Genomic DNA, 24,510 nt, shown 5'->3' on the forward strand with positions numbered 1-24,510 from the left:
CGACATGAAACACGCCCCGCCCCCCCTGCCAGAACCCGCCGCCTCTGGCGCGCAGGCGGTCGAACGCGCGCTGTCGCTGCTGTCCCTCGTGGGGCGCGGCGGCGCGCGGGGGGCGGGGCTCAGCGAGCTTGTCGCCGCCGCGGGCCTGCCCAAGGCCACCACGCGGCGGCTGCTGCTGGCGCTGATCGGCGCCGGCCTCGTCGAGCAGGACGAGATCTCGCGCCGCTATCACCTGGGGCAGGAGGCCTTCGTGCTGGGCACGCTGGCCTCGCGCCGCCACGGCGTTCTGGAACAGGCCGCCGATGGCCTGCGCCGGCTGTCTGCCGCCACGCAGGACACCAGCTTCATCTCGGTGCGCCACGGCGACTACGTGATGTGCCTGCACCGCGAAGAGGGCAGCCACCCGGTGCGCACCCATGCGCTGCAGACCGGCGATCAGCACCCGCTGGGCGTCGGCGCCGGCTCGATGGCGATGCTCTCGGCCCTGCCAGAGGACGAACGCGAGGCGGTGATCGCCCGCCTCGCCCCGCTCTATGCGCGCTACCCCGGCTATTCGGCCGAGATCGTGCGCGAGGATGCCCGCATCGCCGCGGACCGCGGCTGGGCACTGAACCCCGGCCGCGTCGTCGCCTCGAGCTGGGGCGTCGGCGTCGCGGTCACCTATCCTGACGGCCGGCTGGCCGCCGCCCTGTCCGTCGCCGCGATCGACAGCCGCATGACCCCCGACCGCCAGCCCGAGATCGCGGCGCTGCTGACGGCCGAGGCCGAAAGCCTGCGCAAGCGGCTGGGCCGCGCCCCGGCCCCGCACACCCCGGCCCGCAGCGCGGGCTGACTGATGACGGCCCGCAGACCGGGCTGACCGAACGTGGCCCGCAGACCGGGCCGACCGATCCCGTCCCGCCCTGCGGGGCTGACCCCGTCCCGCATCGCGGGGCTGACAAGGAGACATCCCATGGCAGAACCCTGCATCGTCGGCTGGGCCCACAGCAAGTTCGGCAAATCCGCCGCCCCCGACACCACCGCCCTGATGGCCGAGGTCGTCGGCCCCGCGCTCGAGCATGCCGGGATCGGCACCTCTGATGTCGACGGCATCTTCGTCGGCGTGTTCAACAACGGCTTCTCCAAGCAGGACTTCCAAGGCGCGCTGGTGGCGATGGGCACACCCGGGCTTGACCATGTCCCGGCGGTGCGGCTCGAGAACGCCTGTTCCACCGGCACCGCGGCGCTCTACTCGGCGATGGACTTCATCGCCGCCGGCCGCGGGCGCATCGCGCTGGTCGTCGGCGCCGAGAAGATGACCGGCATCCCCACCGAAAACGTCGGCGACGTGCTTCTGGCCGGCAGCTGGCGCGCCGAAGAGGGCGAGGTCGAGGGCGGCTTCGCCGGCGTCTTCGGCATGATCGCCGGGACCTATTTCCAGCGCTACGGCGACCGGTCCGAGGAACTGGCGATGATCGCCGCCAAGAACCACGAGAACGGCACCCGGAACCCCTATGCGCACATGCAGAAGGACCTGGGCCTGGCCTTCTGCAACACGCCCTCGGACAAGAACCCCTATGTGGCGGGGCCGCTCCGGCGCACCGACTGCTCGCTCGTGTCGGACGGGGCGGCGGCGCTGGTGCTGGCCGATGCCGAGACCGCGGCGACGATGAAGCGCGCCATAAGCTTTCGCGCGCGAAAGAACGTTAACGACATCCTGGCGCTGTCGCGCCGCGACCCGACCGCCTTCGAGGGCGGCCGCCGCGCCTGGGCGGGTGCGCTCGATCAGGCCGGGGTCGGGATCCGCGATCTCGACTTCGTGGAAACCCACGACTGCTTCACCATGGCCGAGATGATCGAATACGAGATCATGGGCCTCGCGAAGCCCGGCGAGGGCTGGAAGGTCGCGCGCGAGGGACTGACCCGCTTCGATGGCGCGCTGCCGGTCAACCCCTCGGGCGGGCTGAAGTCGCGCGGCCATCCGATCGGCGCGACCGGCGTGTCGCAGCATGTCATGGCCGCGATGCAGCTCACCGGGGATGCCGGCGAGATGCAGGTCCGCGACGCCGAACTGGCCGGCGTCTTCAACATGGGCGGCGCCGCCGTCGCCAACTACGTCTCGATCCTGGAGCGCATGAAATGACCACGGCCCAACCTGCCGGCGGACTGGCCCCGAGTTCCACCCGCGTGATGAACCTGTCGCGCTTCGTGACGCAGGCCGCGCGGCGCCTGCCCGACGAGATCGCGCTGGTCTGGGGCGACCGGACCTGGAGCTGGCGCGAGTTCGACGCCCGCATCGACGCGCTGGCCGCGGCGCTGCAAAGCCGCTTCGGGGTGCAGAAGGGCGACCGGGTCCTGTGCCAGTCGCAGAACTGCACCGAGATGATGGAGGCGCAATACGCCGTCTTCCGCATCGGCGCGGTCTGGGTGCCGACCAACTTCCGCCAGACCCCGGACGAGGTGCGCTTCCTTGCGAAATCCTCGGGCGCGCGGCTGATGATCTGCAACGCGACCTTCCCCGACCATGCCGCGGCCTGCGCCGAAGAGGTGCCGGGCCTGACCCTGATCGCCATCGGCCGCGCCGGTTTCGGCCCCGACGTGAACGAGCTGATCGCCACCCATGACGGCGCCCAGCCCGACGAGCCCTGGTGCGACCGCGACGATCCCTGCTGGTTCTTCTTTACCTCGGGCACCACCGGGCGGCCGAAGGCCAGCGTTCTGACCCATGGCCAGATGGCCTTCGTGGTGACGAACCACCTGGCCGACCTGATGCCGGGGCTGACGCCCGCCGATGCCTCGCTGGTGGTGGCGCCGCTCAGCCATGGCGCGGGGGTCCACCAGCTGACCCAGATCGCGCGCGGCGTGAAGACGGTGCTGATGCCGGGCGAGCGCTTCGACATCCCCGTCGCCTGGGAGCTGATCGAACGCTGGAAGGTCTCGACCATCTTCACGGTGCCGACGATCCTGAAGCTGCTGATCGAGCATCCCTCGGCCGAGACCGCCAACCACTCCAGCCTGCGCTACGTCATCTACGCCGGCGCACCGATGTACCGCGAGGATCAGAAGCGCGCGCTGAAGAAGCTCGGGCCCGTGCTGGTGCAGTATTTCGGGCTGGGCGAGGTCACCGGCAACATCACCGTGCTGCCCTGCGCGCTGCACGAGGCCGAGGACGGGCCCCAGGTGAAGATCGGCACCTGCGGCTTCCCGCGCACCGGGATCCAGCTGCAGATCCAGGACGACCAGGGTCGCGAGGTGCAGCCTTTCGAGACCGGCGAGATCTGCTGCATCGGCCCCGCGGTCTTCGCGGGCTATTACGACAACCCCGAGGCCAATGCGAAAAGCTTCCGCGACGGCTGGTTCCGCACCGGCGACCTTGGCCATGTCGACGAACAGGGCTTCCTCTACATCACCGGCCGGGCGTCGGACATGTACATCTCGGGCGGCTCGAACGTCTATCCGCGCGAGATCGAGGAAAAGATCCTCGCCTATCCCGGTGTGAACGAGGTGGCGGTGGTGGGCGTGCCCGATCCGCTCTGGGGCGAGGTCGGGATCGCGGTCTGCGTCTGCGACCCCGGCACCGCGGTCGAAGAGGCGGCGCTGGCGGCGTGGCTCGCGCCGAAGATCAGCCGCTACAAGATGCCCAAGCAGATCCTGTTCTGGGAGGCGCTGCCGAAATCGGCCTATGGCAAGATCACCAAGAAGCTGATCCGCGAAGAGCTTGACCGGCTCGCCGCAGAGGGCGCGCCCGCGACCGCACCGGCGAGGGCCTCGGCATGAGCGACGATCTTGTGCTGACCGCCCTGCCCCACCCCGGCCCCCGCGCGCCGGATCGCCGCCCGGCGGTGGCGACCACGCTGAAGCCGCTGTCGGGCACGCTGCGCGCCGGCGAGGTGGTGATGGAGGGCATCGGCCGCATCCTGGACGAGGCCGGCTGCAAGGGCGGCATGCTCGACCTCGCGGGGCTCGTCTGCGACCCGTTCCGCTTCGTGCTGCCGGCGCACAGCGACGACGGGCTGCACGCCGCCTGGTACAGCGCCACCCACGCCCCCGAGGGTCCGGTGATCATCCGCGAGGGCACCGCGATGCTGGGCATGAAGGAGGGCGCGCCCTTCCTGCATTGCCACGGGATCTGGGAAGAGACCTCGGGCAAGACCCACATGGGCCACCTGCTGCCCTTCGACAGCATCGTGGCGCGCGATCACGCGGTCTCGGGCCTTGGCGCGCCCGCGGCCTGGCTCGAGGCGCTGCCGGATGCCGAAACCGCCTTCACCCTGTTCACGCCGAAGGGCGGCGACGGCGGGCGGCACCTGCTGGCGCGGCTCTGCCCCGACGAGGACGTGACGCTGGCGGTCGAACGGCTGGCGCGCGAACACGGCATCACCCGCGCCCGGGTGCATGGCGTGGGCTCGGTCTGCGTGATCCGCTTCACCGACGGCAGCGTGATGGACTGCATCGCGACCGAGATCCGCCTGACCTGGGCCACCATCGAGGGCGGCGAGGCCCGCATCGGCATCGCCGCCGTCGACACCGATGGCGGCGTGATGCGCGGCACCCTGATCCCCGGCGCCAACCCCGTGGGCGTCACCTTCGAACTTTTGATCGAGAGGCTGGACTGATGGACGACTGCATCCTGATCACCGGCGCGGGCTCGGGCATCGGCGAGGCGATCGCCCGCGCCTGCCTGGCCGAGGGCTGGCGCGTCGCCGCCGTCGACCGCGACACCGCCGGGCTCGAGCGGCTGCGCGAGGGCGCGGGGGCCAACGACCGGCTGCTGACGCTGGCGCTGGACGTGACCGACGAAGAGGCGGTGCGGGCCGTGGTGGCCAAGGTCGAGGCCGATCTGGGGCCGCTGACCGGCGCGGTGAACTCGGCCGGGATCGGGGCCGACGTGCCGATGCGCGACACCGATGCCGGGCTCTTCCGCAAGATCCTGGAAGTGAACCTGATCGGCAGCTTCCTGGTCGCGCGCGAGGCCGCGCGGGTGATGGAGCCGCGCCGCCGCGGCTCGATCATCAACATCGCCTCGGTCTCGGGCATCCGCGGCAACAAGGGGCGCTCGGCCTACGGCGCCTCGAAGGGCGGGGTGCTGACCATGACCAAGGTGCAGGCGGTCGAGCTGGGCCCGACCGGGCTGCGGGTGAACGCGATCGCGCCGGGGCCGATCGACACGCCGCTGGCGCGCGCGGTGCATGACGCGACGGTGCGGCAGATCTGGCACGACATGGTGCCCCAGCGCCGCTACGGCACGTCCGAGGAAGTCGCGCAGGCCGCGATCTTCCTGCTCGACGGCCGCCGCTCGGGCTACATCACCGGCCAGACGCTCTGCGTCGATGGCGGCTTCTCGATCGCCGGCCTGATGGAGCGCGAGGCAGTCTGAAGGCCTCCGCCCCTCCCGATCGATCCGCGATCATCGGGAGGGCTTCGGCGCGCCGCGCGGTGGATTTGCGACCCCTCGATGACCCGGCGGGCACGCGCCGCCGGAGCCTTCCCCTGCGGCGACGCAAACGCGCTGGTGGCCCCTCTGCGCGGGGGTTTCTTCGATCCGGGCGGGCTCTGACGCTCGGGGCCGAAGCGATCAACGCGGGCAATCCTCCCGGTGCCCTGCCGTTCCGGCCAGACGGACCCTCCACCATGTCGATGACGATCCGCATCACCGGGTTGTCCGGGCCGGCCTCGAGGGGGCCAGACGGCCCATCGCCACTCCAGCATGGCCCGCAGGGCAGGCCCCGCAGCGCTGTCCGGGATGTCCGGCCGTGCGTATCCCCCAGACCGATGGGATCGGGCGTCAGCGTGGGCGGGCGCCGATCAGCGCGGCCAGTTCCATCGCGTTGCGCACGCCCATCTTCGCCAGCACCCGACCGCGATGCACCTCGACCGTGCGCATCGCGATGTCGAGCGTGTCGGCGATCTGCTTGTTCAGGCTGCCGGTCAGCATCAGCTCCATCACCTCGCGCTCGCGCGACGACAGCGAGCCCAGCCGCTCCTCGACCGCGCGCTCGCGCGCCGCCTCGCTGACAAGGCGCGCGTGAAGGTCTGACGCGGCCAGCGCCTGATCGACGATCTGGTTGTCGCTGAACGGCTTTTCCACGAAGTCGAAGGCCCCGGCCTTCAGCGCCGCCACCGCGATCGGCACATCGGCATGGCCGGTCAGGAAGATCACCGGCACCCGGCAGCCGGCAGCGCGCAGCCGCTCGAAGGTCTCGGGACCGGTCAGCCCGCCCATCCGCACGTCGAGGATGATGCAGCTTGCACCTTCCGGCGCGCCATCGGGGCCCAGCGCCGCCAGCAGCGCCTCACCCGTGGGCCAGCACACCGCCTCGATCCCGCGCGAGGCGAAAAGCCAGGACAGCGCGTCGCGGATCGGCTCTTCGTCGTCGACGATATGGACCCGGGGCGTCATTCGGCCACCTGCACCTGCGGTTCCGCCGCCGGCAGCCAGAGCCGGAACACCGTCCCCCCGCCCGCGCGCGGCGCGTGGCCGATGCGGCCGTGGTGCAGCTCCATGATCGAGCGGCAGACGTTCAGCCCCATGCCCATGCCCTCCACCTTGGTCGAGACGAAGGCGTCGAAGATCCGGTCGGCGACCTCGGGATCGACGCCGCTGCCCTGATCCTCGACCCGGATCTCTACCCCTCCCTCGGCCGCGCCCAGCACCACCCGGATCGCGCGACCGCCCTTCGACTGGCCCCCCGGCCCCATCGCCTCCATCCCGTTGCGGATCAGGTTGATCAGCACCTGTTCCAGCAGGATGCGGTCGGCCGCGACCTCGGGGACCGGGCCCAGTTCCGTCTCGATCGCCAGCCCGCGCTCGCGCAGCGTGGCGGCAAGGAACCCCGTCGTCTCGGCGATCACCGGCGCCAGCGACACCCGTTCGAAGTTCGGGGCGCGCTTGCGCACGATGCCCTGAATGCCGCGGATGATCTGCCCGGCGCGGCCCGCCTGATGCGACAGCTTCTCCATCGCCGGGCCCAGCAGCGCCGGATCGGTGCGCCCGGCCTCGATCATGTTGCGCGCGCCGGCGGCGTAAGAGGCGATGGCGGCCAGCGGCTGGTTCAGCTCGTGCGCCAGCGTCGAGGCCATCTCGCCCAGCGTCACCAGCCGCGCGGTGCGGGTCAGCGATTCCTCCTGCCCCCGCGCCAGCCGCTCGGCCTGTTTCGCCGCCGAGATGTCGATGACCGAGCCCATCCAGCCGCGATGCACCCCCGCCCCGTCGATCAGCGGCGCCTCGTAGACCTGCACGTCGATCTCGTGGCCGTCGCGGTGGCGGAACCGCGTCTCGAAGCTTTGCGCGCGCGGCCCGTTCTCGGCCAGCGCGCGCTGGCGGGCCAGCGTCTCGTCCAGCCGGTCGGGCGACCAGTAGGGCATCGGCTGCGGCAGCCCCACCAGCTCGTCCGGGGCGAAGCCGGTCATCCGGCAGAAGGCGCCGTTGGCGTACAGCATCCGCCCCTCGTGATCCTTGGCGCGCAGGCCCACGGTCAGGCTTTCCTCCATCGAGCGGCGGAAGGCCATCTCGGCGCGCAGGCGATGCTCGACCCGGCGGCGCTGCGCGGCGGCGCGGAACAGCACGATCAGCGCCACGATCGACAGAAGCGACAGCCCGGCGATCCCCGCGATCAGCAGCCGGTCCGACATCGGCGCCCCGGTGTGATAGGGCGTGATGCGCAGCAGCGCGCCGCGCACCGGCGGGTCGAAGCTGATCGTGTTCTGCGCCGTCCCCTCTTCGGGCGTCATCCGCGCGCGGGCGGCGATGCTGCGGTCGCCGATATCGACCAGCTGCACCGCGTAGCGTTCCGCGATCCACCACGGGATATGGCGGTCCAGAAGCGTCTGCAGCGAGATCACCATCTCGATCGCGCCGCCGCCCTGCCCCTCGGGCACCAGCATCGAGACGGTGGCGCCGGGCATCCGCGGCCCGCCGTAACTCGGCCGCACGCCGCGCCCGCGGGTGCGGCGCATCAGGTCGAGGATCTCGGGATCGGCCGCGGCCCCGACCGCCCCCGGCGAGCCGACGAAACCCCCGCCCGAGACCGGAAGCTGCCGCCGCACCGCGCCGTTGCGGTCGAGCCAGCGGATCACCAGCACCTCGGGGTCGTTGGCGATGTGCAGGCGCGCGCGGTTTTCCAGCACGTCGGCGTCGGTGCCCGCCGCCGCGTCGAGCGAGAGCCTTGCCAGGAAATCCTCGTCCTGCGTCAGCTGGAAGCGCAGCGTCTGTTCCAGCCAGAGCGCGTCAGAGGCCATCTGGGTGCGCATCGTCTCGGCCTCGTCGCCGCGCACCGCCCACAGCAGCGCCGCGATCAGCGCCACCAGCGCGGCGATGGCGACCAGCGGGATCAGCGACAGAAGCTCGCCGTCGAAACGGCGCCGGCCGCCGTCCCAGGGCAGCGGGTCATGGCCGGGATCGAAGCGCGGGTCCATCGGGGCGGGGCGTCCTTGGTCTGTGCGGCGGCCTGTGCTGCAGTCTGGGCGGTGATCCGTCCGGCAGCATGGGGCGCGGACGGGCGGCGTTAAGCTATTGCGGAAATCCACAATAGCGCCCGGCGCCGCCCGATGCCATTGCTGCCCCCATGAGCCGCCCCGGAGGAGGAGCGGCCGAACGGAGGATACCATGCTCAATCGTCGCAGCTTCGCGCGTCTCGCCGGCGTGTGCGTTCTGGCGCTGTCGGCCGCGGTGCCGGCCTTCGCCGAGCCGATCGTCATCAAGTTCAGCCACGTCGTCGCGCCGGACACCCCCAAGGGCAAGGCCGCCGAGAAGTTCAAGGAACTGGCCGAGAAGTACACCGACGGCGGCGTGACCGTCGAAGTCTATCCGAACAGCCAGCTCTACAAGGACAAGGAAGAGCTCGAGGCGCTGCAGCTGGGCGCGGTGCAGATGCTGGCGCCCTCGCTGGCGAAGTTCGGCCCGCTGGGCGTGAAGGAATTCGAGGCCTTCGACATCCCCTACCTGTTCGACGGCTATGACAGCCTGCACAAGGTCACGCAGGGCGAGATGGGCAAGAAGCTTCTGGCCAAGCTGGAAGAGAAGGGCATCTCGGGCCTCGCCTTCTGGGACAACGGCTTCAAGGTCATGTCGGCGAACTCGTCGATCAAGGTGCCGGACGACCTGCTGGGCCTGAAGATGCGCATCCAGTCCTCGAAGGTGCTGGAAGCCGAGATGAACGCGCTGGGCGCGGTGCCGCAGGTCATGGCCTTCTCGGAAGTCTACCAGGCGCTGCAGACCGGCGTTGTCGACGGGACCGAGAACCCGCCCTCGAACATGTATACCCAGAAGATGAACGAGGTTCAGAAATACGCCGCCGAGACCAACCACGGCTATCTCGGCTATGCGGTGATCGTGAACAAGGCGTTCTGGGACGGCCTGCCCGAGGATGTGCGCGGCGAGCTGGACAAGGCGATGACCGAGGCCACCGACTATGGCAACTCGATCGCCAAGGAAGAGAACGACAAGGCGATGGCCGCGATGAAGGCCGCCGGCACCACCGAGTTCCACCAGCTCACCGACGAAGAGAAAGCCGCCTGGAAAGAGGCGCTGGCCCCCGTCGCGACCGAGATGTCGGACCGGATCGGCGCCGACACCATCAAGGAAATCCAGGCCGCCGCCGGCACCAGCATGTGACCCGGCCCGGCGCAGGGCGCGTGCCCCGCGCGCGCCCTGCGGGCGATGCCTGATCACGCCCGCGGCCGGTCCCGGCCGGCCGCGGCTCCACCCCCCCTCGAACGATCCTCGCCCGCCGCCTGCGCCCGCCTTGGCGCCGCAGGGGCCGTGCCCCCCCTCACCCACCGTCCCGGATATCCAGCATGCTCCGCCTCCTCGACCGCCTCGAAGAGGTGATGATCGGCACGCTGATCGCAGGCGCGACCCTGCTGATCTTCGTCTCGGTCGTTCACCGCTACTCGCTCGGCATCATCGTCGACATGTATTCCTACGCGCGCGCCCATGACATCGCCTGGGCGGCGCCCGCGCTGCGCTCGACCTTCATGAGCGTGAAGTCTATCAACCTCGTCTGGGCGCAGGAGCTGTGCATCTACATGTTCGTGTGGATGGCGAAGTTCGGTGCGGCCTATGGCGTGCGCACCGGCATCCATGTGGGCATCGACGTGCTCATCAACCGCCTGCCGCCCGAGCGGCGCAAGATCATGATCCTGTTCGGGCTGGCCTGCGGCGCCTTCTTCACCGGGGTGATCGCGGTGCTGGGCGCGAATTTCGTCCATCACATGTATTACGCCTCGTCGATCTCGCCCGATCTCGAGATCCAGATGTGGATCGTCTACCTGGCGGTGCCGACCGGCTCGGCGCTGATGTGCTTCCGCTTCCTGCAGGTGGCCTTCGCCTTCGCCCGCACCGGCGAGCTGCCGCACCACGACCACGGCCATGTCGACGGCATCGAGGATGACGCGGACATCGAGGCGGTCGAGGCCGCGCCCGTGACCCCCGACGACACCGGTATCGCCACCGGTTCCGACCGCCTGCCGAAGGATCGCTGAGATGGATGCCCTCCTGATTTTCGTGGGGCTGATCGCCCTGATGCTGACCGGCATGCCGATCTCGATCGCGCTGGGCCTGACGGTTCTGACCTTCCTCTTCACCATGACCCAGGTGCCGATCGACACGGTGGCGCTGAAGCTGTTCACCGGGATCGAGAAGTTCGAGATCATGGCGATCCCGTTCTTCATCCTGGCCGGCAACTTCCTGACCCATGGCGGGGTCGCGCGGCGGATGATCAACTTCGCCACGGCCATGGTCGGCCACTGGCACGGCGGCCTCGGCCTTGGCGGGGTCATCGCCTGCGCACTCTTCGCCGCGGTGTCCGGGTCCTCGCCCGCCACGGTCGTCGCCATCGGCTCGGTCATCCTGCCGGCGATGGTGAAGCAGGGCTTCCCCAAGCAGTTCGGCGCGGGCGTCATCACCACCTCGGGCGCGCTGGGCATCCTGATCCCGCCCTCGATCGTGATGGTGATGTATGCGGTCGCGACTTCGGGGATGCAGGCGGTGGGGCCGGACGGCCAGCCGGTCAGTTCCGCCTCGGTGGGCGAACTGTTCATGGCCGGCGTGGTGCCGGGGCTGATGCTGGCGGGCTTCCTCGCCTTCACCACCTGGAACCGCGCCCGCCGCTTCGGCTATCCGCGCCTGCCCAAGGCCAGCCTGCGCGAACGCTGGGAGGCCTTCCGCAAGGCGGCCTGGGGCCTGATCCTGATCGTCATCGTCATCGGCGGGATCTACACCGGCATCTTCACCCCCACCGAGGCGGCGGCGATGTCGGCGGTCTATGCCTTCGTGATCGCGGTCTTCGTCTACAAGGACATGAAGCTGCGCGACGTGCCGCGGGTGCTGCTGAGCTCGGCCTCGATGTCGGCGATGCTTCTCTACATCATCACCAACGCGGTGCTGTTCAGCTTCCTGATGACGCATGAGAACATCCCCCAGGCGCTGGGCAACTGGATGGTCGAGACCGGTCTGCCGTGGTGGGGCTTCCTGATCGTGGTCAACATTCTGCTGCTGGCGGCGGGGAACTTCATGGAGCCCTCGTCGATCGTGCTGATCATGGCGCCGATCCTGTTCCCGGTGGCGGTGCGGCTGGGCATCGACCCGGTCCACTTCGGGATCATGATCGTGGTGAACATGGAGGTGGGGATGTGCCATCCGCCGGTGGGGCTCAATCTCTATGTCGCCTCGGGCATCACCAAGATGGGCATTACCGAACTGACGGTCGCCGTCTGGCCCTGGCTGCTGACCATGCTCGTGTTCCTGGTGCTGGTCACCTACGTGCCCTGGATCTCGCTCGCCCTGCCCCACGCGCTGGGGATGTGAGAGACTTTTGACGCGCATCGCACCGCTCCCCCGGGGGCGGTGCTTTCCGTCCCAGTGCCAGATGGTTAGCGTTGCAGGGCGGGACCCAGGCACCGGTCCCGCGTCGCGAGAGGGAAGCAGGCCATGCCGCCGGACGTGCTGGAGATCCCGCCGGGGAACGAGATGTTCGACGGCTACCGCGCCGCCTTCGAGCGGTACGGCTTCGCGCCGGCGGTGAAGGCGCGCGGGTTCCTGTTCATTTCGGGCCAGGTCGGCGTGCGCCCCGACGGCTCGGTCCCCGAGAACGTGGGCGAGCAGACCCTTTGCGCGCTGGCGCGGATCGGCGAGCTGTTGCGGATCGCGGGGCTGGGCTTCGGGGATCTCGTCGATGTCACCAGCTACCATGTCGACATCGAGACGAGCCTGCCCGCCTTCCTCGAAGCCAAGCAGCGGGTGATCCGGGCGCCCTACCCGGCCTGGTCGATCATCGGCATCTCGGGGCTCAGCCGCCCCGCGCTGAAGGTCGAGATCCGCGCCACCGCCGCTCTGCGCGACTGACGGGCCGGACCGCTCAGCCCGTCGCGTCGCGCCTGCAGGCGACGCCGGCCCGTGCGCCGGGGGGCAGGAACGTGGCTTCATCCCCCTCGGCGGTGCCCTTGGTCCAGAACTCGGCCGGCCCCGCCCAGGTCGGACCCTGATAGCGCGCGCCCGAGCCGCTTTCGGCCCGCGGCAGCACCGCCGCCTGATCCAGCCAGCGCAGCACCACCACCGGTTCGCCCGCATTGACGAAGGCGGCGCTCACGACCGGCTCGAACCCGTCGCAGACATAGGGGAACGGGCCGAGCGAGGCGCCCTCGCTCGCCCGCGCGGCGGCCGAGCCGCGGCGGATCTCCTCGATGCGCAGCGCGTATTCGCGGCGGGTGCAGGCGGGAACGCCGTCATCGGCCTTCCAGCAGTCGTCGCGGCCCTTGATCCAGCCGCGCTGCATCGCCTTCAGGCTGGAGTCGTCGCCCTTCGCCGCGGCCAGCGCGTAGACCCGCGCCAGCTCGCGGTCCATCGCGGCCAGCGCCGGATCGGCACAGACCGCCTTTTCGGCCGCGCTCTCAGCCTTCGCGCAATCGAAGCTGGGCCCCGTCTGCGCGAGGACAGGCCTGGGCACCGGGGCGGCGGCCAGCGCCATCAGGGCAAGGCAGACGATCCGGCGCATCGGGCTCTCCTTCACCGAACGGGCTATTTTTTCGCGGCGGCGCGGATCTCGGACAGGGTCGCGCCGGCGGTCAGGGCCTCGGGGTCCAGGCGCAACTCTATCACCGAAAGCACCCCTGCGCCGAGCGCTCTGTCGAAGGCATCGGCGAAATCCTCCTGCCGCGCGACCACCTCGCCATGGCCGCCATAGGCGCGGGCCAGCGCGGCGAAGTCCGGGTTGGCCAGCCGGGTGCCCGAGATCCGTTCGGGGTAATGGCGCTCCTGATGCATGCGGATCGTGCCGTACTGGCCGTTGTTGGCCACGATCACGATCGGGGTCGCACCGTATTGCACCGCCGTCGACATCTCGTTCAGCGTCATCTGGAAGCAGCCGTCGCCGGCCATGCAGACCACGACCCGCCCCGGATACTGGAGCGAGGCCGAGACCGCCGCCGGGAAGCCGTAGCCCATGCTGCCCGAGGTCGGCGCCAACTGGGTGCCGTAGCGACGGAAGCGGTAGTAGCGGTGCAGGAAGGCCGCGTAATTGCCCGCGCCATTGGTCAGGATCGCGTCCTCGGGCAGATTGGCGGACAGCCACCCCACGACCTCTTCCATCCGCACCGCGCCGGGCGTCGGCTTCGGTTGCTGCCAGGCCTCGTATTCGGCCCGGGCGGCGGCGGTCCAGTCCGCCCAGCGCGCGACCACGCCCTCGGGCGCGGGTTCGGCGGCCAGCGCCGCGGCCATCTCTTCGGGCGGGCAGCAGATGCCCAGGTCCGGGCGCACGACCCGGCCCAGTTCCGAGGCATCGGGATAGACATGCAGCACGGTCTTGCCCGGCGCCGCCGGGTCGACCAGCGTGTAGCCGCCGGTCTGGTTGTCACCGATCCGCGCGCCCAGCCAGAGCACCACGTCGGCAGCCTTCAGCCGCTGGCCGAGCTTCGGGTTCATCCCCACGCCGAGGTCGCCCGCATAGTTCGGATGGGCGTTGTCCATGTGCCCCTGCCGGCGGAAGCTGACGGCGACGGGCAGGCCCCAGTTCTCCGCGAAACGGGCGATGTCGGTCGCGGCCTCCTCCGACCACTGGCTGCCGCCGAGCACCACCAGCGGCCGGTGCGCGCGGGCGAGCGCCTTGGTCAGCGCGTGGCGCTGCGCGTGGCTCAGCGCCTTCGGCGCGGGGGCGCGGGGCGGGATCGCGGGGGCCTCGGCCTCGGCCGAGAGCATATCCTCGGGCAGGGCGAGCACCACCGGACCGGGGCGGCCCGAGGTGGCGACATGGAAGGCGCGGCTGAGGTATTCGGGGATCCGCTCGGTGGTCTCGATCTCGGCCACCCATTTGGCGACGGTGCCGAACATCGCGCGGTAGTCGACCTCCTGGAAGGCCTCGCGGTCGCGGTGGGCGCGGTCGATCTGGCCCACGAAGAGGATCATCGGCGTCGAGTCCTGCTTGGCGACATGCACCCCGGCCGAGGCATTGGTGGCCCCCGGCCCGCGGGTGACGAAGCAGATGCCGGGCTGGCCGGTCATCTTGCCATGCGCCTCGGCCATCATCGCGGCCCCACCCTCGTGCCGGCAGACGACGTTGTCGATGCCCGAGTCGTAAAGCCCGTCGAGGGCTGCGAGGAAGCTCTCGCCCGGCACCGAAAAGACGCGCTTCACGCCCTCGGCCTTCAGATGCTCGACGAGGATGGCGCCGCCGTGCCGCTTGGTCATGTCTTGGGACTCCCTCATTCCGGGCGCGACACTGGCCCGCCCGGCGCGGGGGTTCAAGGGTGACGCGACATCGGAACGGCCGTCGGCCCGGGATCGGAGGCGGCATCGGGGCAAAGCGTCGTCGCAGCGACCGGCTACCGATCATCCGGCGCCGGGCCGGCAGGTCCGCGGTTGGCGACTGCGGCGCCATTCGCGCCCCTGCGTCTTTCCCCGTCGTCGCGCGCGCCTTCCTGTCGGCGCCCGGCGTTTCAAACGGACGGACTGCGCGTCGCGGGACTCCGGGCCCGCATTCCGGCCCGGCGCAGGGGGGCGAAGCGAGCGGCGGGATCGCGGCTCCTTCCCTCGACCCGCTTGGCAATCCCGTCATCGAGGCCACTAAGGCACGGCACGGACCTGTCTGAATGCGCCCGGTCCAGACAGCGTATCGCCGCGTGACCGGGCCTGGAACTTGCAACAGGACACTCGCCTTTAGGGTCACAGCGGACACGGAACGGAACGGCGCACCGCGCAGCGCGGCGGGATCGCCGCGTCGGCGGTGGCATCTGGGCTGGCGGACCGCCGATCCGTCCCTCGACTCGCTTGGGGATCGCCTCTTGGCAGCAGCACCTGCGCGGCGCGCGCCTGCCGCATGCACCTGCCCCTTTCGGCGCCCCGGCTTGCGTCCCGACCCACAGCGTTCAACCGGCACCCCAGAGCTTCAGCCGAGGCGGGGCGGCACGGCGCGTGGCCGGGATCACCGCATGGACGATGGCATCACGGCTGACGGGTGAGCGAATCCTCGACCCGGAAGCCCTCGGGGATCGCGTCGCGACCTTCGAGGATCAGGTCGGCCATCACCTCGGCCACCTTGGGCGCCATGCCGAAGCCGATCTTGAAGCCGCCATTGGCGATCAGGTGGCCCGGGCGGCCCGGCCAGGCCCCGAGCATCGGCGCGCGCGAGCGGGCGCGCGGGCGCAGGCCCGCCCAGCGGTCGGTGACCGGCGCGTCGCGCAGCGCCGGACAGGCGGCGCGGGCTTTCTCGATCAAAGCCTCGAGCTGGGCATCGGTCGCGGCGGGGTCGTCGAAGGCGCGTTCGGTCGTCGAGCCGATGGCGACGCTGCCATCGGCATGGGGCACGATATGCAGCCCCGCCACGAAAAGCTGCGGCAACGCCGTCACGTCGAGCGCCGGGCGCAGCACCGCAGACTGGCCCTTGATCCCCTGCCCCACCGGCTGACCCAGCACCTGCGAAAGCTCGGCCAGCCCCGCGGCGCCCGAGGCATGCAGGACCGTGCCGCGATCCTCGCCCTCGGCCGCGATCCCGCCGCCCCCGGCGCGGATCGCCGCGACCAGCGCCGCCACCGCCCGGCGCGGCGCGATGCGGGCCGAAAGCGTGTCATGGATCACCCGGCCCGCCGCGCCCAGCCATTCGGGCGGCAGGCCCGTTTCGGCGGCATCGCGAAGCTGCCACGCGGCCCGGCCCTGCCAGAGCGCCGCCGCGCCCGCGCCGCGCGCCTCGGCCAAGGGTTCGGCGGCGGGATCGGCCACCGGCTGGATGCGGCCGGTGCGGGCATAGCCGGGATCGCTGCCGCCGGTCGCGGCCACCTCGGCCCAGAAGGCCTCGGCCATCAGCAGGCTGTCGAGCTGGAAGGCCTTCTTCGGGTTCCAGTTTTCCGGCACATGCGGGGCCAGCGCGCCGACGGTGCCGCCCGAGGCGCCGGCACCGGGGCCGAAGGGGTCGATGACCTGCACCCGCGCGCCGCGGCGCTGGCAGGCGAAGGCGCAGGCCAGTCCGAAGGCGCCCGCGCCACGCACCGTCACATCGATTTCGGGCCGTCTTGCCATTCCCTGCCGCCTCGGTCACATCTGCCCCGTTCCCAGCAGGCATAGGTCGGATGACGGGCGAGGGCCATACGGCAGAGGGCGCATCGCCCGCCGCACTGACATGGCGCGACGGCGCCGTGCCGGTCTCGTCGCGCTTCGACGATCCCTATTTCAGCCTGAAGGGCGGACTCGACGAGACGCGCCACGTCTTCCTGGCCGGCAACGGCCTGCCAAGTCGGTTCCGCGACGGCTTCCACATCGCGGAACTGGGCTTCGGCACCGGGCTGAATCTGCTGGCCGCGGTGCTGCTCTGGCAGGCCGCCGGCATCGCCGGGCGCTTCCGCTTCACCAGTTTCGAGGGCTTCCCGATGTCGGCCGCCGAGATGGCCCGCGCCCACGAGGCCTTCCCAGAGGTGGCCGAGGTCTCGCCCGGGCTGGTCGCGGCCTGGCAGCGCGGGGCGCGGCGCTTCGCCGTCGGTCCCGCCGATGTCGAGATCCTCGAAGGCGATGCCCGCGCCGTCCTGCCCGGCTGGCAGGGTCGCGCCGAGGCCTGGTTCCTCGACGGCTTCTCGCCCGCCAAGAACCCCGAGATGTGGGGCGAGGATCTGATGGCAGAGGTCGGCCGCCACACCGCCCCCGGCGGCAGCTTCGCCACCTATACCGCCGCGGGCTTCGTGCGCCGCGGCCTGGCCGCCGCGGGCTTCGCGGTCTCGCGCCTGCCCGGCCATGCCGGCAAGCGGCACATGTCGGCGGGGCGGATGCCGCTGCCCGGAGAGGACGCATGAGAGAGCAGAACCTGCGCCGCGGCATCCTGCTGATGGTGACCACCACCTTCGTCTTCTCGGTCCAGGACGTGATCTCGCGCCATCTGGCGGGGACCTACAACGTCTGGATGGTGACGATGGTGCGCTACTGGTTCTTCGCGGCCTTCGTGGTCGCGCTGGCCGCGCGCAAGCCGGGCGGGATCCGCGCCGCCGCCCGCTCCGAGGTGCCGCTGCTGCAGATCTTCCGCTCGGTCCTGCTGGTGGCCGAGGTCTGGGTGATGGTGCTGGCCTTCGTGGCGCTGGGGCTGGTCGAGGCGCATGCCGTCTTCGCCTGCTATCCGCTGCTGGTCGCGGCGCTGTCGGGGCCGGTGCTGGGCGAGAAGGTCGGCTGGCGGCGCTGGGGCGCGATCGGCATCGGCTTCGTCGGCGTGATGGTGATCCTGCAGCCCGGGTTCGGGGTCTTCAACCCGGCGGCGATCGTGCCGCTCTGCTCGGCGCTGATGTTCGCGCTCTACAGCCTGCTGACGCGCTACGTCGGGCGGCGCGATTCCGCGGCGACCTCGTTCTTCTGGACCGGGATCTGGGGTGCGGTGGTGGCGACGCTGGGCGGGGCCTGGGCCTGGCAGCCGATGAGCTGGGGCGACTGGGGCTGGATGGGGCTGCTGTGCCTTTTTGCCTGCCTCGCGCATTACCTGCTGATCGCCGCCTACGAGGCCGCCGAGGCCTCGGCGATCCAGCCCTTCGCCTATCTGCAGCTGGTCTTCGCCTCGATCTTCGGGATGGCGATCTTCGGCGACACGCTGCGCCCGAACGTGGCGCTGGGCGCGGGGATCGTGGTCTGCGCGGGGCTGTTCACGCTCTGGCGCGAGCGGCGCCGCAAGCTGACCGGCTGAGGCGGATCAGGGAGGGGGCGCTGCCCCCTCGCGGGCCTTGCCCGCTCACCCCCGGGATATTTGGGCCAATGCGAAAGCGGGAAGAGGGGCTCTGCCCCCGCCCGTTCCGGGCTCTTCGGAGGACTTCTGCCAAGCCGAAGGCGTCAGCGGCCGACCAGCTCGTCGGTCAGGCGTACGGGGCCCGTCTCGCCGCGCAGGCGGGCGCGGTAGACGGGCAGCGTCTCGGCCACGCGCATGACGTAGTTCTGGGTCTCGACGAAGGGGATGCTCTCGATCCAGTCGACCACGTCGGTGCCGGGCTGGCGCGGGTCGCCGAAATCCTGCACCCATTGCCGGGGCCGGCCGGGGCCGGCGTTGTAGCCGGCGGCCACGAGCGCCGGGGCATCGCCGAATTCCTCGATCAGCTGCGCCAGATAGGCCGACCCCAGCGAGGCATTGTAGGCCCAGTCCGCGGTCAGCCGGCCGAGGTCGTAGGCCTGCCCGGTCTTCGTGGCCATCAGCTTGGCGGTGCCGGGCATCAGCTGCATCAGGCCGCGCGCCCCGGCGTGGCTGATCACCTTCGGGTCGAATTCGCTTTCGCGCCGGGCGATCGCCAGCGCCAGTTCCGGCTCAACCGGAAGCGAGAGCTTTTCCAGCCCGTTCATCGGGAAATAGGCCGCGGGCCAGACGAGGCCGCGCGCCGCCCCCGCCTTGGCGACCATCAGCGCCAGATGCGGGCGGTCGCGGTCGATCGCATAGCGGGCGAGGCGCGCGAGATCGTCATTGGTCAGGCTTTCGCCCAGGTGCAGCAGGAAGCGCTCGCCCAGGTCGTCGGCGCCGGCGGCGTAAAGCAGTTCCGCGGCCTGGAAGATCGGGCTGCGGGTGAAGCCCGCCCCGTCCCAGGATGGCGGCAGGTCCTTGCCGGTCAGCACCGGGTCGAGCGCCTGGCTGAGCTTTTCGGCCGACAGAAGCCCGTAGAACGAAGTCTGGTAGTTCGCGCCGAAGGCATAGGCCTGCCTGGCGGCCTCGGGCCGGCCCATCGCCTCGAAGGCGCGGCCCTGCCAGTAGCCGGCGCGCCCGAGGCTGATTGGCGAGGACACCGCCGACTGGAAGCGGCCGAAATGCGCGAGCGCCCGTTCGGGGTCGTTCAGCCGGCGCAGCGCGATGTAGCCCGAGAGCCATTCGAGATCGGCGTAGTCCGATCCGCGGTCGAGGTGATGGGTCGCGGCGATCCGATAGGCCAGCTCGGGATGGCCGAGCCGCATCTCGCGCCGGGCGAGGATCGCGCGCCATTCGGCCCATTTCTGCGGATCGCCCAGGCTTTCCGCCGAATCGGAGCGTTCCAGCAGCAGGTCGCGGGCGCCGTCGTAGAGATCCTTCCAGATCCGCCAGCGGAAGCGGTCATAGGCGAGCCCGGCCGAGCCCGCCATGTAGTCGGGCACCGCGGCGATCTTCGCGTCGACGCCCGCCTCGTGCGCCTGCAGGGCGATGCGCGCCTCGGCCACCGCCCGGGTGCCCTGCGTCACCAGCGGCAGCATCCGTCGCGCGTCGTCGAGATCGCCCTCGTCCAGCATCGCCGCCATCCGGCCGCCGTGATGCGGTTCGAGCGTGCGGGCGAAGCGGTCGAGGAATTCCGCCTGCTCGGGCGCGCTGAGCGACAGGCCGCGCCAGGCGCGGATCGCCTCCTTGTCGGCGGCGGCGGCATTGCCAGTGGCGGCCAGCGCCTCGGCCAGCCGCAGCGCGCCGCGGCCGGTCTGCGGCGGATTGCCGTGGAAATAGGCCACCACCGTCGCCGGATTGTCGTTTTCCGGGATCGAGGCCTCGCCCCGGCGCTGCAGCAGTTCCATCCCCGGCCAGTCGGGATGGCGGCCGAGGAAGGTCATGTAGTCGGGCAGCACCGTCTCGGCCCCGCCGGCGCGCAGGCGCATCCATTCCAGGATGTCGCTGGCCACCGGCCCCGCGGTGCGCGCCCGCCCCATCGCCACCGGCCAGTCGCCCTTGTTCGCCGCCTCGAGCGCCGAGGCCAGCGCCGCCGGATCCTCTGCCGCCACGGCGGTCAGGGGCGCGGCGAGCGGCAGGCAGGCAAGGGTCAGGGCAAGCAAGGGTCGGCGGAACATCGGCACTCCGGAAGGGCGGGATCGGCGGCGATCCTAGAGATGGTTGCCCGGGTCTCAACACACAAACTTGGCAAGACCGGCCCACGGCGGTAAGGATCGCGCCGATTCAACCGGGTCAGGCGGTGTCGCCGGCCTCAATCGCAGGAGCGTGTCATGTTCAAAGGGTCCATTCCAGCCCTGGTCACGCCGTTCAAGGACGGCAAGGTGGACTATGACACGCTGAAGAAGCTGGTCGAATGGCATGTGGCCGAGGGCTCGCACGGGCTGGTGCCCGTCGGCACCACCGGCGAGAGCCCGACGCTGAGCCATGAAGAGCATGGCGCGGTGATCGCGGCCGTGGTCGAGGCCGTGGCCGGGCGCATCCCGGTGATCGCCGGCGCGGGGTCAAACGCCACCGACGAGGGCATCGGCCTGATCCGCCATGCCGAGGCCGTCGGCGCCACCGCGGCGCTGGTCGTCACGCCCTATTACAACAAGCCGACCCAGCGCGGCCTGATTGCGCATTTCACCGCGATGCACGACGCCTCGTCGCTGCCGATCATCATCTACAACATCCCCGGCCGCTCGGTGATCGACATGACGCCCGAGACGATGGGCGAGCTGGCGAAGCTGCCGCGCATCGTCGGCGTGAAGGATGCGACCGGCAAGATCGAGCGCGTGAGCCAGCAGCGCGCCAGCTGCGGGCCCGACTTCGTGCAGCTTTCGGGCGAGGATGCCACCGCGCTCGGCTTCAACGCGCATGGCGGGGTCGGCTGCATCTCGGTCACCGCGAACGTGGCGCCGCGGCTTTGCGCCGAGTTCCAGGAGGCGACGCTGGCCGGTGACTATGCCAAGGCGCTGGACTACCAGGACCGGCTGATGCCGCTGCACGAGGCGATCTTCATCGAGCCGGGGCTGGCGGGCGCGAAATATGGTCTGTCGAAGCTGGGCCTTTGCTCGGAAGAGGTGCGGCTGCCGCTGACCGGTCTGCTCGACTCGACCAAGGCGAAGATCGACGCGGCGATGCGCCATGCGGGACTGATCAACTGATCCGATCGCTTCGCGCGATACGATCGGTTTTCTGACTGAATGGGCCGACGGGATGACCGTCGGCCCGTTTCCGTTTCGCCCCAGTCCGCCGGGCGCGGATGATGCGCGCGCCCGGCCAGCTGCGCCCCGGCACGCTGACGTCACCGATCCTCGCAAAGCCGCAGATCGGCGAGGGGAGGACCAGCCGCACGACCGGCATGGACGGCGCGTTGACGACCATCCTGCCGATCATCACGACCGGCCCGCCGGCGATGGGGTGTTCCTCCAGCCGATCTGCGGCTGGATGGGCAGGACGTCCCGGCAGCCCCCCCGCGCCCATCGCGGTCATCCCCTCGCGGGTCACCAAGCTCGTGCCGCTTCCCTTCCCCCCTGCGGTCCCGGTCATGGCAGCCGCCTTCGGTCGATCCCTCGAGCGTGGCGCGAAGGGGCGGCAGGGCCACCCCGGCGGCCCCCGGGACCGCAACTTCCCGGCGGGCCCACCACGCTTTCAGGCCGTCCTCCTGCGAATTGTCCGCCGCCGTCACGGCGGGCAAGCTGGACAGGCGGGCCCCGACCGCCTATCTCAGCGCGATCATGACCAAGCATCACGACCCGAATTCGAAGATGATCGCCGAGAACCGCCGTGCGCGGTTCGACTACGCCATCGAGAGCGATCTCGAGGTCGGCATCGTCCTTCTGGGGTCCGAGGTGAAAAGCCTGCGTCGCGGCCAGTCGAACATCGCGGAAAGCTATGCCTCGGTCGAGGGCGGCGAGCTGTGGCTGATCAACTCCTACATCGCGCCCTACGAGCAGGCCGGGGTCTTCGGCCACGAGGAACGGCGCCGGCGCAAGCTGCTGGTCTCGCGCAAGGAGCTGAGCCGGCTCTGGAACGCAGTCGGGCGCGAGGGCATGACACTGGTGCCGCTGGTGATGTATTTCAACGACCGCGGCGTCGCGAAGCTGAAGATTGGCGTCGCCAAGGGCAAGAAGCTTGCCGACAAGCGCGAGACCTCGGCCAAGCGCGACTGGGACCGCCAGAAGGCGCGGCTTCTCAAGCAGAACCTCTCCTGACCCGGCCTGCCCGGGCCACCGGCACGGGACGCGGAAGATGTAGGGGGTCCGGGGGGAGCCCTCCCCCCGGCCTCCGCAGCCCCCTGCCCCCTCGGCCGCCACGTCGCGCGCTTGTCCCCTTGCGGCGCTTTCGCTAGGACGTAACAAAGTTTCGCGGCGGACGTCCGGGAGGACCTGAATGAACGACCCGACAACCCTGGTCTCGACCGACTGGCTCGAGGCCCACCTGCGCGACCCCGACCTGCGGGTGCTCGACGCCTCGTGGTACCTGCCGGCGATGGCGCGCGACGCCAAGGCCGAATACGAGGCCCGCCACATCCCCGGCGCGCGCTTCTTCGATCTCGACGACATTTCCGACAGCCGCTCGGAGCTGCCGCACATGGCGCCGCCGATCGAGAAGTTCATGTCGCGCCTGCGGGCGATGGGCGTGGGCGACGGCCATCAGGTGGTGGTCTACGACGGTGCCGGCATCTTCTCGGCCCCCCGCGTCTGGTGGACCTTCCGGCTGATGGGCAAGACCGATGTCGCCGTGCTCGACGGCGGCCTGCCGAAATGGCTGGCCGAGGGCCGGCCGACCGAGGACCTGCCGCCGATCATCCGCGACCGGCACATGACCGTGCAGAAGCAGAACCAGATGGTGAAGGACGTGACCCAGGTCGCGGCCGCCTCGAAGCTCGGCGATCACGAGATCATCGATGCCCGCGCCGCGGGCCGCTTCCGCGGCGACGAGCCCGAGCCGCGGCCGGGCCTGCGCGCCGGCCACATCCCCGGCGCGAAGAACGTCCCCATCGCCACGCTGATGACGCCCGAGGGCACGCTGAAGCCCGCGGCCGAGCTGAAGGCGGTGTTCGAGGCCGCCGGGGTCGACCTGTCGAAGCCCGCGATCACCTCCTGCGGCTCGGGCGTGACGGCGGCCGTGCTGTCGCTGGCGCTGCAGATCATCGGTCACCGCGACCATTCGCTCTATGACGGCTCCTGGGCCGAATGGGGCATGTATGACGACCTGAAGGTCGCGAAGGGCTGAGATGCTGCTCGATGCGTTGAAACCGCAGGCGCCGGACACGATCCTTGCGCTGATGGACCTGTTCCGCGCCGACACGCGGGCGCAGAAGGTCGACCTCGGCGTGGGCGTCTTCAAGGACGCGCAGGGCCGCACCCCGGTGATGGCGGCGGTGAAGGCCGCCGAGCAGCGGATCTGGGCCGCGCAGGACACCAAGACCTATACCGCGCTGACCGGCGATCCGGCCTTCAGCCGGGCGATGGCCGGGCTGATCCTCGGCCCCGGTCACGACCCCGCGCGGCTGGCCTTCGCGGGTTGCGTGGGTGGCACCGGCGCCGTGCACCAGGCCCTGGCGCTGGTGCGGATGGCGAACCCGGACGCCACCGTCTGGATGCCCGACCCGACCTGGCCGAACCACCCGACGATCGTGGCGCATCTGGGTCTGAAGGCCCGCAGCTACCGCTACTTCGACCCCGAGACGCGCGGGCTCGACCGCGAGGGCATGCTGGCCGATCTGGCGCAGGTTCCGGCCGGCGACGTGGTGCTGCTGCACGGCTGCTGCCACAACCCGACCGGCGCCAATCCGACGCCCGCCGACTGGGCCGGGATCGCCGCGGCGCTGGAGCGTTCGGGCGCGCTGGTGCTGATCGACCTCGCCTATCAGGGCTTTGGAGACGGGTTGGAAGAGGACGCCGCCGCGACCCGGCTGCTGGCGGCGCGGCTGCCGCAGATCCTGATCGCGGCCTCCTGCTCGAAGAATTTCGGGCTCTACCGCGACCGGGCCGGGGTGTTGCTGGCGCTGGGCACGGGGGCTTCGCAGACGCGGGTGCTGCAGGACAACCTCACGCATCTGAACCGCCAGACCTATTCCTTCCCGCCCGACCATGGCGCGCGGATCGTGACCGAGATCCTCGGCGATGCGTCCTTGCGCGCCGCTTGGGTGGACGAGCTGGCGGCGATGCGCGCGCAGATGCTGACGATGCGTCAGGCGCTGGCGCGGGTGCTGCGCGACCGCTCGGGATCGGACCGCTTCGGCTTCCTGGCCGAGCATCGCGGCATGTTCTCGCGCCTTGGCGCCAGCCCCGCGCAGGTCGCGCGGCTGCGGGACGAGGCCGGGATCTACATGATCGGCGACAGCCGGATGAATGTCGCGGGCCTGTACGAGGCGAATGTCCCGGTGGTGGCGCAGGCGATCCTCGACATCGGCCTCTAGCCC

The 24,510-nt window shown here is 70.7% G+C and carries 22 protein-coding genes; 15 read left to right on the plus strand and 7 right to left on the minus strand.

Annotated features, from left to right (window positions below; genetic code table 11):
• Positions 1 to 4 precede the first annotated feature (4 nt).
• The 5 genes from V8J36_RS01300 (at position 5) to V8J36_RS01320 (ending at position 5,356) form a co-directional block, all read left to right on the plus strand.
• Positions 5 to 832, plus strand: coding sequence for an IclR family transcriptional regulator (locus tag V8J36_RS01300; RefSeq protein WP_336465445.1), 828 nt, complete (start codon positions 5 to 7; stop codon positions 830 to 832).
• Positions 833 to 952: 120 nt separating this feature from the next.
• Positions 953 to 2,122, plus strand: a complete 1,170-nt coding sequence (locus V8J36_RS01305; RefSeq protein ID WP_336465446.1) for an acetyl-CoA acetyltransferase — start codon at positions 953 to 955, stop codon at positions 2,120 to 2,122.
• Positions 2,119 to 3,756 (plus strand): acyl-CoA synthetase, encoded by a 1,638-nt coding sequence (locus V8J36_RS01310; RefSeq protein ID WP_336465447.1) that lies wholly within the window; start codon positions 2,119 to 2,121, stop codon positions 3,754 to 3,756. The genes V8J36_RS01305 and V8J36_RS01310 overlap by 4 nt, the downstream gene beginning before the upstream one ends.
• Positions 3,753 to 4,595 carry a DUF296 domain-containing protein gene (locus V8J36_RS01315; protein WP_336465448.1) on the plus strand — a complete coding sequence of 281 codons (843 nt, stop codon included), beginning with the start codon at positions 3,753 to 3,755 and terminating at the stop codon, positions 4,593 to 4,595. The genes V8J36_RS01310 and V8J36_RS01315 overlap by 4 nt, the downstream gene beginning before the upstream one ends.
• Positions 4,595 to 5,356 carry an SDR family NAD(P)-dependent oxidoreductase gene (locus V8J36_RS01320; protein ID WP_336465449.1) on the plus strand — a complete coding sequence of 254 codons (762 nt, stop codon included), beginning with the start codon at positions 4,595 to 4,597 and terminating at the stop codon, positions 5,354 to 5,356. The genes V8J36_RS01315 and V8J36_RS01320 overlap by 1 nt, the downstream gene beginning before the upstream one ends.
• 408 nt (positions 5,357 to 5,764) lie before the next feature.
• On the opposite strand, the gene V8J36_RS01325 is transcribed toward V8J36_RS01320, so the two are convergent.
• A complete protein-coding gene (locus V8J36_RS01325) occupies positions 5,765 to 6,379 on the minus strand; it encodes a response regulator transcription factor (protein WP_336465450.1) in 615 nt (204 codons plus the stop codon).
• The gene (locus V8J36_RS01330; RefSeq protein ID WP_336465451.1) at positions 6,376 to 8,394 is read right to left on the minus strand and encodes a two-component system sensor histidine kinase NtrB; all 2,019 of its coding nucleotides are present in this window, start codon (positions 8,392 to 8,394) and stop codon (positions 6,376 to 6,378) included. Before V8J36_RS01330 ends, V8J36_RS01325 begins: the two co-directional genes overlap by 4 nt.
• Before the next feature lie 190 nt (positions 8,395 to 8,584).
• Between V8J36_RS01330 and V8J36_RS01335 the strand changes: the two genes are divergently transcribed.
• From V8J36_RS01335 to V8J36_RS01350, 4 genes are all read left to right on the plus strand, one after another.
• On the plus strand, positions 8,585 to 9,592 hold the full coding sequence (locus V8J36_RS01335; RefSeq protein WP_336465452.1) for a TRAP transporter substrate-binding protein: 1,008 nt from the start codon (positions 8,585 to 8,587) through the stop codon (positions 9,590 to 9,592).
• Positions 9,593 to 9,774: 182 nt separating this feature from the next.
• Positions 9,775 to 10,461, plus strand: coding sequence for a TRAP transporter small permease (locus V8J36_RS01340; RefSeq protein WP_336465453.1), 687 nt, complete (start codon positions 9,775 to 9,777; stop codon positions 10,459 to 10,461).
• A gap of 1 nt (position 10,462) precedes the next feature.
• The gene (locus V8J36_RS01345) at positions 10,463 to 11,785 is read left to right on the plus strand and encodes a TRAP transporter large permease (RefSeq protein WP_336465454.1); all 1,323 of its coding nucleotides are present in this window, start codon (positions 10,463 to 10,465) and stop codon (positions 11,783 to 11,785) included.
• A gap of 123 nt (positions 11,786 to 11,908) precedes the next feature.
• Positions 11,909 to 12,322, plus strand: a complete 414-nt coding sequence (locus V8J36_RS01350; protein WP_336465455.1) for a RidA family protein — start codon at positions 11,909 to 11,911, stop codon at positions 12,320 to 12,322.
• A gap of 13 nt (positions 12,323 to 12,335) precedes the next feature.
• Here the strand turns inward: V8J36_RS01350 and V8J36_RS01355 are convergent, their stop codons facing one another.
• The 3 genes from V8J36_RS01355 to V8J36_RS01365 all read right to left on the minus strand — a co-directional run bounded on the left by V8J36_RS01355 (position 12,336) and on the right by V8J36_RS01365 (position 16,483).
• On the minus strand, positions 12,336 to 12,971 hold the full coding sequence (locus tag V8J36_RS01355; protein WP_336465456.1) for an MliC family protein: 636 nt from the start codon (positions 12,969 to 12,971) through the stop codon (positions 12,336 to 12,338).
• Between the two features lie 23 nt (positions 12,972 to 12,994).
• Positions 12,995 to 14,659, minus strand: a complete 1,665-nt coding sequence (locus V8J36_RS01360; RefSeq protein ID WP_336465457.1) for a thiamine pyrophosphate-binding protein — start codon at positions 14,657 to 14,659, stop codon at positions 12,995 to 12,997.
• A gap of 753 nt (positions 14,660 to 15,412) precedes the next feature.
• Positions 15,413 to 16,483, minus strand: a complete 1,071-nt coding sequence (locus tag V8J36_RS01365; RefSeq protein ID WP_336465458.1) for an NAD(P)/FAD-dependent oxidoreductase — start codon at positions 16,481 to 16,483, stop codon at positions 15,413 to 15,415.
• A gap of 50 nt (positions 16,484 to 16,533) precedes the next feature.
• Between V8J36_RS01365 and mnmD the strand changes: the two genes are divergently transcribed.
• Both mnmD and V8J36_RS01375 read left to right on the plus strand, forming a co-directional pair.
• Positions 16,534 to 17,247: a tRNA (5-methylaminomethyl-2-thiouridine)(34)-methyltransferase MnmD gene (mnmD, locus tag V8J36_RS01370; RefSeq protein WP_336465459.1), complete on the plus strand. Its 714-nt coding sequence runs from the start codon at positions 16,534 to 16,536 to the stop codon at positions 17,245 to 17,247.
• Positions 17,244 to 18,119, plus strand: a complete 876-nt coding sequence (locus V8J36_RS01375; protein WP_336465460.1) for a DMT family transporter — start codon at positions 17,244 to 17,246, stop codon at positions 18,117 to 18,119. Before mnmD ends, V8J36_RS01375 begins: the two co-directional genes overlap by 4 nt.
• A 143-nt stretch (positions 18,120 to 18,262) precedes the next feature.
• Here the strand turns inward: V8J36_RS01375 and V8J36_RS01380 are convergent, their stop codons facing one another.
• A complete protein-coding gene (locus V8J36_RS01380) occupies positions 18,263 to 20,215 on the minus strand; it encodes a lytic transglycosylase domain-containing protein (RefSeq protein WP_336465461.1) in 1,953 nt (650 codons plus the stop codon).
• Positions 20,216 to 20,368: 153 nt separating this feature from the next.
• Here V8J36_RS01380 and dapA point away from each other — a divergent pair, with 153 nt between their 5' ends.
• Positions 20,369 to 21,244 carry a 4-hydroxy-tetrahydrodipicolinate synthase gene (gene dapA / locus V8J36_RS01385; protein WP_336465462.1) on the plus strand — a complete coding sequence of 292 codons (876 nt, stop codon included), beginning with the start codon at positions 20,369 to 20,371 and terminating at the stop codon, positions 21,242 to 21,244.
• On the opposite strand, the gene V8J36_RS01390 is transcribed toward dapA, so the two are convergent.
• Positions 21,237 to 21,629, minus strand: coding sequence for a hypothetical protein (locus V8J36_RS01390; protein ID WP_336465463.1), 393 nt, complete (start codon positions 21,627 to 21,629; stop codon positions 21,237 to 21,239). The two genes, dapA and V8J36_RS01390, sit on opposite strands and share 8 nt — an antisense overlap.
• Before the next feature lie 188 nt (positions 21,630 to 21,817).
• Between V8J36_RS01390 and smpB the strand changes: the two genes are divergently transcribed.
• From smpB to V8J36_RS01405, 3 genes are all read left to right on the plus strand, one after another.
• Positions 21,818 to 22,294 (plus strand): SsrA-binding protein SmpB, encoded by a 477-nt coding sequence (gene smpB / locus V8J36_RS01395; RefSeq protein ID WP_336465464.1) that lies wholly within the window; start codon positions 21,818 to 21,820, stop codon positions 22,292 to 22,294.
• A 178-nt stretch (positions 22,295 to 22,472) separates the two neighbouring features.
• Positions 22,473 to 23,318: a 3-mercaptopyruvate sulfurtransferase gene (gene sseA, locus V8J36_RS01400; RefSeq protein ID WP_336465465.1), complete on the plus strand. Its 846-nt coding sequence runs from the start codon at positions 22,473 to 22,475 to the stop codon at positions 23,316 to 23,318.
• Between the two features lie 4 nt (positions 23,319 to 23,322).
• Positions 23,323 to 24,507: an amino acid aminotransferase gene (locus tag V8J36_RS01405; protein ID WP_336466165.1), complete on the plus strand. Its 1,185-nt coding sequence runs from the start codon at positions 23,323 to 23,325 to the stop codon at positions 24,505 to 24,507.
• The last annotated feature ends 3 nt before the right edge of the window (positions 24,508 to 24,510 follow it).

The sequence above is a fragment of the Frigidibacter sp. MR17.14 genome (assembly GCF_037095735.1).
In the GTDB taxonomy this organism is placed as follows: domain Bacteria; phylum Pseudomonadota; class Alphaproteobacteria; order Rhodobacterales; family Rhodobacteraceae; genus Frigidibacter.